Annotated in this window: 10 protein-coding genes; 3 read left to right on the top strand and 7 right to left on the bottom strand. The window is 38.7% G+C overall.

Annotated features, from left to right (window positions below; translation table 11 throughout):
- Positions 1–155 precede the first annotated feature (155 nt).
- The 4 genes from mdh to asnB all read right to left on the bottom strand — a co-directional run bounded on the left by mdh (position 156) and on the right by asnB (position 6002).
- Entirely contained in the window at positions 156–1082 is a 927-nt protein-coding gene (gene mdh / locus NE848_RS00755; protein WP_252110308.1) for a malate dehydrogenase, read from the bottom strand.
- A 94-nt stretch (positions 1083–1176) separates the two neighbouring features.
- Complete coding sequence (locus NE848_RS00750; protein ID WP_341482771.1) at positions 1177–2151, bottom strand: DUF6588 family protein; 975 nt, start codon at positions 2149–2151, stop codon at positions 1177–1179.
- A gap of 121 nt (positions 2152–2272) precedes the next feature.
- Complete coding sequence (gyrB, locus tag NE848_RS00745; protein ID WP_252110306.1) at positions 2273–4213, bottom strand: DNA topoisomerase (ATP-hydrolyzing) subunit B; 1941 nt, start codon at positions 4211–4213, stop codon at positions 2273–2275.
- Between the two features lie 178 nt (positions 4214–4391).
- A complete protein-coding gene (asnB, locus tag NE848_RS00740) occupies positions 4392–6002 on the bottom strand; it encodes an asparagine synthase B (RefSeq protein WP_252110305.1) in 1611 nt (536 codons plus the stop codon).
- A 260-nt stretch (positions 6003–6262) separates the two neighbouring features.
- Between asnB and NE848_RS00735 the strand changes: the two genes are divergently transcribed.
- Positions 6263–6820, top strand: a complete 558-nt coding sequence (locus NE848_RS00735) for a DUF2911 domain-containing protein (protein WP_252110304.1) — start codon at positions 6263–6265, stop codon at positions 6818–6820.
- Positions 6821–6865: 45 nt separating this feature from the next.
- Here NE848_RS00735 and NE848_RS00730 read toward each other — a convergent pair whose 3' ends face one another.
- A complete protein-coding gene (locus NE848_RS00730; protein ID WP_252110951.1) occupies positions 6866–7498 on the bottom strand; it encodes a 7-carboxy-7-deazaguanine synthase QueE in 633 nt (210 codons plus the stop codon).
- A 65-nt stretch (positions 7499–7563) separates the two neighbouring features.
- Positions 7564–9039: a M14 family metallopeptidase gene (locus tag NE848_RS00725; protein ID WP_252110303.1), complete on the bottom strand. Its 1476-nt coding sequence runs from the start codon at positions 9037–9039 to the stop codon at positions 7564–7566.
- 147 nt (positions 9040–9186) lie between these two features.
- Between NE848_RS00725 and dacB the strand changes: the two genes are divergently transcribed.
- A complete protein-coding gene (gene dacB / locus NE848_RS00720) occupies positions 9187–10506 on the top strand; it encodes a D-alanyl-D-alanine carboxypeptidase/D-alanyl-D-alanine endopeptidase (protein ID WP_252110302.1) in 1320 nt (439 codons plus the stop codon).
- Between the two features lie 24 nt (positions 10507–10530).
- Positions 10531–11592, top strand: a complete 1062-nt coding sequence (locus NE848_RS00715; protein ID WP_252110301.1) for a S66 peptidase family protein — start codon at positions 10531–10533, stop codon at positions 11590–11592.
- A gap of 7 nt (positions 11593–11599) precedes the next feature.
- Here the strand turns inward: NE848_RS00715 and NE848_RS00710 are convergent, their stop codons facing one another.
- Positions 11600–12742: a serine hydrolase gene (locus NE848_RS00710; RefSeq protein WP_252110300.1), complete on the bottom strand. Its 1143-nt coding sequence runs from the start codon at positions 12740–12742 to the stop codon at positions 11600–11602.
- Between the last annotated feature and the right edge of the window lie 64 nt (positions 12743–12806).

Genomic DNA, 12806 nt, shown 5'->3' with positions numbered 1-12806 from the left:
ATTGATTATAGGTCTATTTTAAAAACGGACAAATATAGGACTTCATAATTCAAATCCCAATATTTTTTTTTGGATAATTTTAACTTTTAAATCCAACAAAAAAGCCACAAAAATTGTGGCTTTTCAATGTATTTCGAATGAATTTTTCTGAAAAACTAAACGTCTAGCAGACCATTGGTTTTTTTCACACCTTCGGCACTATCCTTCATTTTAGCTAACTCAGCATCATCCAGTTTCAACTCCACAATCTTCTCTAAACCGTCTTTCCCAAGAATGACCGGCACTCCGATACAAATATCGTTAAGCCCATATTCACCTTCAAGCAAGGCAGAACATGGGAACATTTTCTTCTGATCACATGCTATTGCCTGCACTAGTCCAGACACGGCAGCTCCGGGAGCATACCAAGCACTGGTACCTAAAAGTTTAGTAAGAGTTGCTCCACCTACTTTAGTATCTTCCGCAACCTGGTTCAATCTTTCTTCAGATATAAAGGCTTTCACAGGAACACTGTTTCTGGTTGCGAGCCTGGTAAGGGGCACCATTCCGGTATCACTATGTCCTCCAATCACCATTCCGTCAACATCGGAAGCAGGACAATCCAAAGCTTCACTTAATCTGTATTTGAAACGTGCACTGTCAAGAGCACCTCCCATTCCTATAATCTTATTCTTAGGAAGCCCGGTTGTTTTATGTACCAAATAAGTCATGGTATCCATTGGGTTACTCACCACAATAAGAGTAACATTTGGAGAATGCTTGATAAGGTTTGAAGAAACCTCCTTTACGATTCCTGCATTGATCCCAATAAGCTCCTCTCTAGTCATTCCAGGCTTTCTTGGAATTCCACTGGTAATTACAGCGATATCGCTATTGGCAGTTTTCGAGTAATCATTTGTACTTCCGGTAATTTTGGTATCGAAGCCATTCAGACTTGCTGTTTGCATAAGGTCCATTGCTTTACCCTCAGCGTAACCTTCTTTAATATCAAGCAGTACAACTTCAGAAGCAAAATTTTTGATGGCAACATATTCGGCACAGCTGGCACCTACGGCACCTGCTCCTACTATGGTAACTTTCATGTTAAAATATTATTTAATTCCTATTAATATTGATTGCGAAATTACGAATAATGAGGCAGGAATAATAATAAGGAATGGTTAAATCAGGCTGGACTTACAATATAAAATGTAATCCCAAATTCACATTCACAAATTTACCTGCAGTGGCCATTGTGCTGATCTTAAATTTATTGAAATAAAGGTTAAAACCAATATCCCCTTTAAACTGCGCTTTGTTATCATTTAAAGTAGCCAGCTGGGAATTCACAAAAGGAAGAGCTGCTCCACTGCCATCAAACTCATATTCAAAATCTGACTGAGCAACACCTAAAGCCCCAAAAATTTCAAAACTCTCGTATTTCTTAGAAGCCATAAACTCAGCCATTAACACATTTGCGCTTACATCAATCAGGTTTAGATTAACTAAATCGGGAACGCTTATCTGTTCAAATCCATATTTAACATCAAATATATTGTACGAAAGAATTGCAGCCAGCTGAAGATCTTCTTCATCATTAAATCTAAAATACTGACTTAAATTATGCTTTAAGCCTATTCCATAGGTGCTGAACTGAGCTCCATCCACCTCTAACTCAGGTAATAATCGAACTCCTATTTCAGTATTAAAAGGAAGCCCCACCGAAACCTGAGCAAATGGATAAATTAAAACCCCTTGATCAACACCTTCTATAGCCGGAAAAGAAAATTCATTCCCTTGAAAAGCTCCATTAAAAACAACCTCAGAATCACCTCCAAAAGCAGTTGGTATTACTGCTGAATTAACATTATCATTTATTGTTAAATTAGTAAGTGCAGTTTTATTAATAGTAAACTCTTTTTTACTGGGAGGAACAAAAAGACCATTTCCGTGAACCGAAACATCTACTTTCCATTCATCCAAAGCCCTGGCCGAAGTAAACCATCCTGCCGTACCCTGATAGGCTGTACTTTCTGACGCCGGGGTAGCAAAACCATCTGCAATATGTAATAAATCATTAACAATATCCTGCCCTTCCTGAGGTAACTGTCCAGACATGGTCGAGACAAAAAACAAAAAAGCAGACAAAATAAATAACTTGGAATTTTTCACGGTGATTTGGATTTAGTTGTGGTAAAAATAATAATTAAAATGTGTCATCTACTTAACAAAAACGTAAAAAACCCACACTTATTAGGTGTGGGTCTTTTTTTAAATTTATGTCAATTTTCAACTAAGCGTCGATATTCGCATATTTAGCGTTCTTCTCAATGAATTCACGCCTTGGCGGAACCTCATCTCCCATCAACATTGAGAAAATCCTATCTGCCTCTCCTCCGTTGTCAATGTTAACCTGTCTTAGCTTACGATACTCAGGATCCATGGTTGTATCCCAAAGCTGCTCTGCATTCATCTCCCCAAGACCCTTATATCGCTGGATCTGGACACCTCCGCTATATTCGGCCGCAATTTCATCACGCTCTTTTTCATTCCAGGCATAACGTTTTTTCTGACCTTTTTTAACAAGGTAAAGCGGTGGAGTTGCAATATAAATATGACCATTCTCGATCAATTCCCTCATGTAACGGAAGAAGAAGGTCAAAATAAGAGTTTCAATATGACTCCCATCCACATCAGCATCACACATAATCACAATCTTATGGTAACGCAGTTTTTCAAGATTTAGAGCTTTACTATCCTCTTCGGTACCAATGGTAACCCCAAGAGCAGTATAGATATTCTTGATCTCTTCATTATCAAAAACCTTATGAGACATCGCCTTCTCAACGTTCAGGATCTTACCTCTCAACGGAAGGATAGCCTGAAATTTCCGATCACGCCCCTGTTTGGCAGTTCCACCTGCCGAGTCCCCCTCTACAAGGAATACCTCGCATTGAGTAGGATCCTGCTCGGAGCAATCTGATAATTTCCCAGGCAAGCCACCTACACTCATGGCGGTTTTACGCTGAACCATTTCACGGGCTTTTTTCGCAGCATTTCTAGCCTGCGCAGCAAGTATAACTTTTTGAACAATCGTCTTGGCGTCGTTAGGATTCTCTTCAAGATAATTCTCCAGCATCTCAGAAACTGCCTGAGAAACTGCTGAAGTTACTTCCCTGTTACCAAGTTTTGTTTTGGTCTGACCTTCAAATTGAGGCTCAGCAACTTTTACTGAAATAATTGCAGTAAGACCTTCCCGGAAATCATCTCCGGTAATCTCAAATTTCACCTTATCAAGCAAACCTGAAGCATCAGCATATTTCTTAAGGGTGGTAGTAAGACCCCTCCTGAACCCCGAAAGATGAGTTCCACCTTCATGGGTATTGATATTATTCACATATGAGTGAAGATTCTCATTGAATGAAGTGTTATAAACCATTGCAACCTCAACAGGAATATCATTCTTCTCCCCTTCCATTGAAATAACATCAGCAATGATAGGCTCCCTGTTACCATCAAGGAACCTTATAAATTCCTTAAGACCTTCTTCAGAGTAGAATTTTTCCTGTACAAATTCACCATCATCCTCTGTTCTTCTCTTATCGGTTAAGTAAATTGAAATACCTCTGTTAAGAAATGCCAGTTCTCGCATCCTACTGGCCAGTGTATCATAACTATATTCAAGAGTTTGCTGAAAAATACTCGGGTCTGGCTTAAAAGTAACAACCGTACCACTAAGATCGGTCTCTCCAACCGGTTTAACCGGATAAAGTGGCTTACCGATCTCGTATTCCTGCTCCCAGATTTGATTATCACGGTAAACCGTAGCCTTCAAATGAGTGGAAAGCGCGTTCACACAACTCACACCAACTCCATGCAGACCTCCTGATACTTTATAGGAATCTTTATCAAATTTACCTCCTGCACCTATCTTAGTCATTACAACCTCCAATGCAGAAACCCCTTCTTTTTTATGAAGGTCTATAGGAATTCCCCTACCGTTATCTTCAACGGTAATGGAATTATCTTCATTTATAGTAACTTTTATAGAATCACAATGTCCGGCTAGGGCTTCATCGATAGAGTTATCAACAACTTCATATACCAGGTGATGCAAACCTCTAACGCCCGTATCACCAATATACATAGAGGGTCGCATACGCACATGCTCCATCCCCTCAAGCGCCTGTATACTATCGGCTGAATAATTATGTTTCTTAGCTTCTTCGCTCATATAATATGCTAATTAATTCGTCTCTTTTGGATAACGAACAAATATAATAATTCGCATATTTTTAACAGGTTGAAGCAACCTTATAAGCCCTGAAGTTATCAACAAATTATGTGGAAAAACCCGAACCGTTAAAGATTTCCTTATCGGTTCGGGTTGGCTATATAAATAGTGAAGAAAATTACACTTTTACAGCTTCCTTTTTCATACCAGGAGCAACATGGGTTTCGTTCGCTCTTCCACTTGGATCCAGGTCTTTCTGCCATTTTGGGATCCATCTTTTCACAGTTTTCGCTGCAGATTCCTGCGGGAAGTGTTTATGAAATAACTCTCTGTAGAAATAAGCCTCCTTGGTTGCCGGGGTGTTAACCGGATATTTAGACTCAGCCATTGCCATTTGTGTATCGGTAACCTGCTGAGAGGCATACTCAATAAGCTGATCTATCCAGTTGTAACCAACTCCATCACTAAACTGTTCTTTTTGTCTCCACAGAACCTCATCTGGCAAGAAAGGTTGCTCCGGAGTATCAAATGCTTTTCTAAGGACATATTTTTCAACTCCGTCATAGGTTACCGGCATTTTAGATTCTGGTACCATCTCCATAGCTGTCTTTAAAAAGGCTTTATCTAGGAATGGCACTCTTGCTTCCAGTCCATGTGCCATCGTTGATTTATCGGCCCTTAAACAGTCGGCGGTAGCCAATCTCTGAACTCTTCTAATGGTTTCTTTTTGAAACTCATCGGCAGAAGGTGCATTTTTAAAATAAAGATATCCTCCGAAAATTTCATCTGATCCTTCTCCCGAAAGCACTACTTTTATTCCTTTATCTGCAATCGCCTTCGATAAGAAGTACATTGGGGTACTTGCTCTAATTGAGGTAACATCATAAGTCTCAAGATGCCAAACCAACTGACTCAATATTTCGATTCCCTCCTCTACGGTAAAATGAATTTCATGGTGCTCTGTCCCTAAAAAGTCGGCTACTTTTTTAGCTGCAATCAAATCTGGAGCTTCAGGATCAAGACCAATAGAGAACGAATGTAATTTCTGTCCACTACCTTCAATCAAACGAGCTGCGATAGATGAAGTTAACGAAGAATCAAGTCCTCCACTTAAAAGCACCCCTAAAGGCACATCTGCCATCAATCTCTTACGAGTAGCTTCTATCAGACTTTCTCTTAATTTTGTCAGATCGGCTGGCTGAACCGCTTTCTTGGATTCGAACCAGTCTGGCTTGTAATACCTAACAAAACCGGTTTCAGGCGTATAATAATGTCCCGGAGGAAAGGCCGCGAACTCGGTACAGTGATCGGCCAAAGCTTTCATTTCACTTGCAAACCATAAAGCTCCGGTCTCATCGGTTCCATAATAAAGAGGCTTTACTCCAATAGGATCTCTTCCTGCAATAAAATCATCGCCATCTACCACTACAAAAGAAAAAACCCCATCCAGCATATCTACAAAATCATAGCCATATTCTTCATAAAGATGAACAATCACTTCTGAATCTCCGGTAGTTCTGAAACTATGGTGTTTCAATTCATTATTTCTTAAATCCATGTGGTTATAGATCTCACCATTATGAACCATCCACGCTGAGCTGGTTCCCTGGATTGGTTGAATCCCGGTAGTAAGATCTACAATTGAAAGGCGTTCGTGCGCAAGCACATATCCTTTTTCAGTAATTTTTAATCCGCTTTCATCGGGTCCCCTGTGAGACATTCTTTTAGAAAGGCTTCTTATTTTTGCCTTTTCAAGATCTTTTCCGATAACTGCTAAAATTCCACACATGACATTTAATTTATAATTACAAGACAAATATGCGCCTATAGTTGTTATTAGAAAAGCATAAATTAAATATCAGTTTCATTTATAAATAAAAAAAGCTTAATTGAATATCAAAATAAACTAATGATCAATAATTTTCGGCATAATTCTTTCATATATAAACACTATAAAAATTTAACAGCTTGTAAGCACTTTTTTAACAATTCAGCCAAAGTGCTTCAGCTATCTTTAAGCAATTCATTATTAACTCAAAAACTACAACAATGAAAAGACTATTTCTAGGAGTATTCAGTATAATATGTATGCTTGCCACTAACCCGGTTAGCGCACAGGATAAGGACTCCCCTAACTTTGCGAAACTAGATGCCAGTCCCATGGACCTTGTTATATTCAGAAACCAAAACGAAGAAGCAATAGCCAGGGTGATTTATAGCAGGCCACAAAAAAGAGAAAGGGAGATTTTCGGCAAACTTGTTCCTTATGGAGAAGTATGGAGAACAGGAGCTAACGAAGCTACCGAACTTACATTTTATAAGGATATGAAGGTTGCAGACGTTACAGTTGAAGCCGGAACCTATACTTTATATACCATTCCGAAAGAAAAAGAATGGACTATTATACTTAACAAAAATACCAATACCTGGGGTGCATACGAGTATACTGATGAAGACGACATGGTAAGAATAAATGTCCCTGTGAGACAAGCACCAAATACAATAGAGGCCTTATCAATGGCTTTCGAAGAAGCTCCAGACGGTACTAACCTTCTTATTGGTTGGGACGACCGTTACGTAAAAGTGCCATTCAAAAACGCGAAATAGACTCTATTTATATAAATTAAAACGCCCTTTATATAGGGCGTTTTTTTATGGAATATTGAGATATTTATGTGTTTGTAGTGACACCTTCCATTTAGGGTTCTCCATCACGTAATCAACTATAAGAGGTATCATTTTTTCACGATTACTCCATTCTGGTTGTAAATAAAGAATACAATCCTTCCCAACCTTTGAAGCCTGCTCCTCTGCAAATTTAAGATCATGTTTATTGAAAACTATTACTTTTAATTCATTTGCCAGTGGATAAATTTCAGGTTTCGGAAGTTTGATCTTTTTGGGCGAAAGACAGATCCAGTCCCACGTACCGGTTAGGTCATAAGCTCCTGAAGTCTCTATATGTACATTACAGGCTTTCTTCTTCAAGCCATCGGTAAGTTCTGTCATATCCCATGTAAGTGGCTCTCCTCCGGTTACTACAATAGTCTTACTATATTTCACCGCATTCTCAATAATCTGGCCTACATGAGTGGGCGGATGTACTTCAGCATCCCAGCTTTCTTTAACATCACACCAGTGACAGCCAACGTCGCAACCACCAATCCTTATAAAATATGCAGCGGTCCCCTTATGGAATCCCTCTCCCTGAATCGTATAAAACTCCTCCATCAAAGGGAGCATAATCCCTTTATCTACCAGCTGCTTTGTCTCTTCTGAAATCATAGCCTGCAAAGATACAGAATATCTGACTTTTATATCTTTTTAAGGCAAATGATTATCAGATGAAGTTAATCCAAAACGAGAGCGTTCATAACCTCTTCAGATGCAGTCTCAGGTTTCACTAAAAAACCATTAATAACTGCATATTCTATTTTACCGTTCTTCCTCAGAAAGAAAGTTGCCAAATTACCGGGCCTTAAATCAGAATTTATCTTAAAGTCTTCAGAAACTATATTTACTGGGTAAGAGGCATGGTCCAGATTCGCTGGTAAATTTTTTATTTTAACATATCCAACACCCTCCCTCAAAAGTTGAGAAAAATTCAGACTCTTTAAAGAAGTAGTATCCTGAAGTGTTTGAGGATATATCTTTCCGAAATCCAGGGTATAGCCATCAGCATTAAAACTTTCATAAGCGTAACTGGTAGACAGGTCTCCCTGATCAGCCACCCTGGAAGAATAGTAAAAATCGGTGTTATTTTCAATATCATTTTCATTCCTGTTAATTCCAATGTCCAGGATATACTCATCTCCTCCCAGCACATAGCTCACCTTTTCCAGTTTAAGATCGAATAGCATTCTATCATTATTTGGAATCTTTTCATATTCTTCGACTTTTACATTCTGAAAACTATTAGTTGCAATGGAATGCAAGGCTGAAAGAATAGCTACAAAATTCAGTTTCCTGATTTCCTGTTTTTCACGGTCTTCAGGATAGCCTCCGGACTCTATCAAAATGGTGCTTGTACCCCACTTTTGGATATTATCTCCAAAGGCACGTGGTTCAAAATCGTCATTATAACGTCCAACCTTCCCGGGAGCATATTTTTGAAGAATCTCATTCATTATCACAATCAACTTCATTGCATTGGATCGCACCTCATTAATGTCCTTTTCATAATTAAAGGCCGGGGCAAGGAAAGATATACTGGCAGGTTCGGCGGTTCGTTCAGCATTATAATAACGACTCTGATCATGAAGGTTGAAACCAAAATCAGCATCCAGACTATCACGTACGCGTTTCAGCGTTCGGCTCTCAGGAGACTGTAATCTTAAAGCATCCCTGTTCACATCTACTCCCAGAGCATTTCTACGAGTAAAGACTTCTGCTCCATCAGGATTTAGCATTGGCAGAAAATGGATTCGCAGATTTTTAAGGATCACGTCTTTTTCATTTTCAAATTCTTTGGAATCAAAAAAGTTCAGAATATCGAGAATGGCCATAGTAGCCGTAGACTCATCTCCATGCATTTGAGACCAAAGGAAAACATCGGTTTCTCCGTTACCCAGGCTTATAAGATTAAGACTTCTGCCCTCGATAGACTCCCCGACTTTATTGAACTCGAAACCTGGTCTTTCCTTAAATTTTTCAATTAACGGAAGAAGATCTGAATGTTTGAATCTTCTCGTGTTAATATTTTCATTTCTGAACTTTTCATACGAATCCGCAATTCTTTTTGCAAAATCAAAGGTTTGAGCCTCAGTTGTAACAAAGCAGAAAAGCATTAGAAAGCTCAGAAGGGTGTTTATTTTATTTTGTTCCATTTATAATTCTTTTGAATGTAAAGTAAATTTAAATTTTTCGAGGTTTTTCATTTTCACCGATCGCAACTTTATTAACGAAAGGTAAATCTAATTTTTTATTGAAATTCTTCATAAACTAAGTATGTTTATAAAAACTTTAGGCAAGTCATGATTTCCCTCTCTCCTCAATTCATTAGATTTTTTGCATTTATTTTCATTGCCGGTATATTTTCTTCCTGTTCAACCCTGAAAAAAACCAATAAAGAAATTGAGACCAATCTTAGAACCTCAACCATATTTCATAAAGGCTTTACCGGACTGGCTGTTTATGATCCCGTAGAGGAAGAAATGCTCTACGAGTATAATTCTGAAAAATATTTCACTCCGGCTTCAAATACCAAACTATTTACTTTTTATACTGGGCTTAATGTTCTTGGAGATTCTGTTCCGGCCCTCAAATACTTTAGCAAAAATGACTCCCTTATATTCAAGGGAATGGGTGACCCTTCTTTTCTGAATCCTGATCTTCCCGCATCGAAAGTTTTTGAATTCCTTAAAAATACCGGGGAAGAACTTTATTATTATCCGCCAGTTTTTACTGAAAAATATTTCGGTCCCGGCTGGTCGTGGGACGATTATAATTATGCTTATTCCGTAGAAAGAGCCGTCATGCCTGTTTACGGCAACCGGGTAATTCTCAAAATCGATAAAAATAAGCAGCCCGAGATTAGCCCCATACTATTTAAAGATTCCATTATTATTTCCGGAAATAGCCAGCATAATCCAGGCATCACAAGGGATATTTCAAGAAATTCTTTTATAGTTCATAAGGGAAACAAGGAATTCACTCGTGAAGTTCCGTTTAAATATTCTGATGAGCTGATGGTCGAACTTCTGCAGGACACTTTAAAGAAAAAGATCAAAATTATTCATGAACTCCCAGCCAATTCAGAATTTGACAACACACTATACAGCATACCAACTGACAGCCTTTATAAGCGAATGCTTGAGGTAAGCGATAATTTCATAGCCGAACAGATATTGTTAATGGCTGCCGATAAGATTTCTGACACACTTAAATCCCGGATAGCGATTGACTATATGAAAGAGAACCACCTGAAAGACCTGCCGGATGAACCGGTTTGGGTAGACGGCTCCGGGCTTTCACGTTACAATCTCTTTACTCCAAGGACTATGGTGAAACTTCTTGAAAAGATCAGAAAAGAAGTACCACAGGAAAGATTGTTTAATATGATGGCTACCGGAGGGAAGTCCGGAACCCTTGAAAATTATTATAAGGCAGATACTCCTTATATATTTGCTAAAACCGGCACTTTAAGCAATAATCATAGTTTAAGCGGATTTCTTAAAACCCGCTCGGGCAAGGTTCTCATTTTTAGCTTTATGAATAGTAATTATACTGTCCCTACTTCAAAACTGAAAGAGGGTATGGAAATTATCCTGAAGAACATCAGGGATAATTACTAAATTCAAACTCACAAAATCAAAGAAATGGAAAGAAGAAAGTTCATTCAAAATATAGGTTTTGGCAGTCTTGCCTTCCCTCTTAGTTCATTTGCAACTAAAAATCACATTCTTAATGATATAAATTCAGAATCAGACCTTCTCATTCCAAAAAGATTAAAAGAAGGAGACACTATAGGAATCGTAAGCCCTGCCAGTGCCATCTTTGAGACAGAACCCTATGACATTGCAAAAGAAACTTTCGAAGCTATGGGTTTAAAAGTGAAATTCGGAAAATTCACTTATAACCGATACGGACATCTCGCTGGGACCGACGAGGAACGTGCCGGAGAATTAAACGAGATGTTCAGGGATAAAGATATTAAGGCCATTATCGCGCTTCGCGGAGGTTCGGGCTCAGCACGAATTCTTGACAAACTGGATTATGAAGCAATGAGGAAAAATCCTAAAATATTTGCCGGTTACAGCGACATCACCGCCTTACATCTTGCCATTCACAAGATGACAGGCCTGGTGACCTTCCATAGCCCAGTGGCGGTTTCAATCTGGAACTCGTTCAGTTATGATTATTTTAAAAAACTGCTTTTTGAAGGTGAAGCTCTCACCTACCAGAATCCTGATTCAAAAGGGGATGAACTTGCTCAGACTAAGAACAGGATACGAACCATAACCGCAGGTACAGCAAAAGGCCAACTACTTGGCGGAAACCTTTCAGTCCTAACCGGAATTATGGGATCAGAATTTTTTCCTGAAGACTGGAAAGGTAAGATCCTTTACCTGGAGGATGTGGGTGAAAAGATCTACGCTGTAGACAGGATGATGTCCCAGCTTTATCTGGCGGGAGTGTTTGAACAGATTAGCGGATTCGTTTTTGGAAAATGCACAGAATGTGATCCCGGAGGCAGTGGATATGGCTCCCTCACACTTGAAGAAGTGATAGACCATTATATAAAACCTTTAAATATCCCAGCATATTCCGGGGCGATGATAGGCCATATAGATGACAATGTCACCATTCCAAACGGAATTGAAGCTGAAATCGACGCTCGAAAAGGGACCATAAAACTTCTTAGTCCGGCAACCAGTTAAAGCCAGATTAATTATTTTGTTTTGCTAATTCGATTTCATAGATCTGCCTTCCAAGTTCAGCAAGAAATGGTATACCTATTTCCGCAAATTCATATTCATTATCATTGAAAGTTTCATTTTCATTGACGAGAATAGTTGCAGACAATATGAATCCCACGTCATTATCAGGATCATGAATATAGGCAGTTTCGGTTAAGGTTCCGTATGCATACCCTACCTTATTATAGATTTTGATATTAGAGGTTATTGGTTCTTCAGAATCACCATAGATAAAGAATTTACCATAGCTGTCGTAAAATTCCTTTTCATCATATCCAGCCTCCTGTGGATAGGAAGACATCGCCTGCATCAAAAACGCTCTATCCTCCTTGGTGAGATTGAATCTTTGCTGCTCGTTAAATTCTTGAGGAAAGAACAATTGTTTCATCAATTGATGCTGAACGCTTAGGGGAAAATAATTTTTAAGAGCAAAAGTGAAGGCGCCTTGTTTCAGGGAATCATTCTCCATATAAGCTTTCCCTTTTTCAATGGCTTTGAATTCCAGAGGAACTGCTCTCTTATTATGAGTGACTGGTAATTCATAAGTATCATTCTCTCCCAGATTGAAGATCATCTGTTTTGTGACCGTCTCCAGGGAGGTATCGCCAGAAAAACGATGAGATATTCTAACAGGTTCGAGCCCCTTTTCTCGTAGCTTTTTATTTATGTAGTCCTGACCCAGGAATTCGAAGAGACGGTTATAGGCATCATTATCGCTCACCGCGAATATGGCATTTATATCCTTGGCGATTGTATGAGAAACACTGTCATTCAGAAAATGATATTCAGAATCTTTTCCAATTTGAAGACCGGAATTCTGCAGTTCCTTCAGCTTTTCAAGACTAAGAATCGCAACGGGCAATTTTACCGTACTGGCCGGATAAAAATAAGTACTGTCGTCTAGCCTGAAGTCTTCAGTTTGAAAAGAAACCTTTCCATTCTTTTTATGTGTTATGGCAGTATAGAGTACCTGAACTTCAAATTTTTCTGCATTCTCAAAGACATTTTTCAACTCAGGTTCAGAAGACTTCTCCAGTTTTTTGAATATCCCGCTTTGGGAATATCCAACATTACAAATTAGAATAAGAAACAGAAATTTGACAGCATTCATATTATTAATGATTTCCTCAAATATATTACATATTTAAATGTGCTGTTTTCCCGGTATTTAGCCT

It is taken from the genome of Gramella jeungdoensis, assembly GCF_023805255.1.
GTDB lineage: Bacteria > Bacteroidota > Bacteroidia > Flavobacteriales > Flavobacteriaceae > Christiangramia > Christiangramia jeungdoensis.
This window is presented reverse-complemented; position numbering and strand designations above follow the sequence as displayed.

Bases quoted from the DNA above. Each gene is read 5' to 3' on its own strand.
- mdh (WP_252110308.1), bottom strand. From the start codon at position 1,082: ATGAAAGTTACCATAGTAGGAGCAGGTGCCGTAGGTGCCAGCTGTGCC.
- gyrB (WP_252110306.1), bottom strand. From the start codon at position 4,213: ATGAGCGAAGAAGCTAAGAAACATAATTATTCAGCCGATAGTATACAG.
- asnB (WP_252110305.1), bottom strand. From the start codon at position 6,002: ATGTGTGGAATTTTAGCAGTTATCGGAAAAGATCTTGAAAAGGCAAAA.
- NE848_RS00735 (WP_252110304.1), top strand. From the start codon at position 6,263: ATGAAAAGACTATTTCTAGGAGTATTCAGTATAATATGTATGCTTGCC.
- NE848_RS00730 (WP_252110951.1), bottom strand. From the start codon at position 7,498: ATGATTTCAGAAGAGACAAAGCAGCTGGTAGATAAAGGGATTATGCTC.
- NE848_RS00725 (WP_252110303.1), bottom strand. From the start codon at position 9,039: ATGGAACAAAATAAAATAAACACCCTTCTGAGCTTTCTAATGCTTTTC.
- dacB (WP_252110302.1), top strand. From the start codon at position 9,187: ATGATTTCCCTCTCTCCTCAATTCATTAGATTTTTTGCATTTATTTTC.
- NE848_RS00715 (WP_252110301.1), top strand. From the start codon at position 10,531: ATGGAAAGAAGAAAGTTCATTCAAAATATAGGTTTTGGCAGTCTTGCC.
- NE848_RS00710 (WP_252110300.1), bottom strand. From the start codon at position 12,742: ATGAATGCTGTCAAATTTCTGTTTCTTATTCTAATTTGTAATGTTGGA.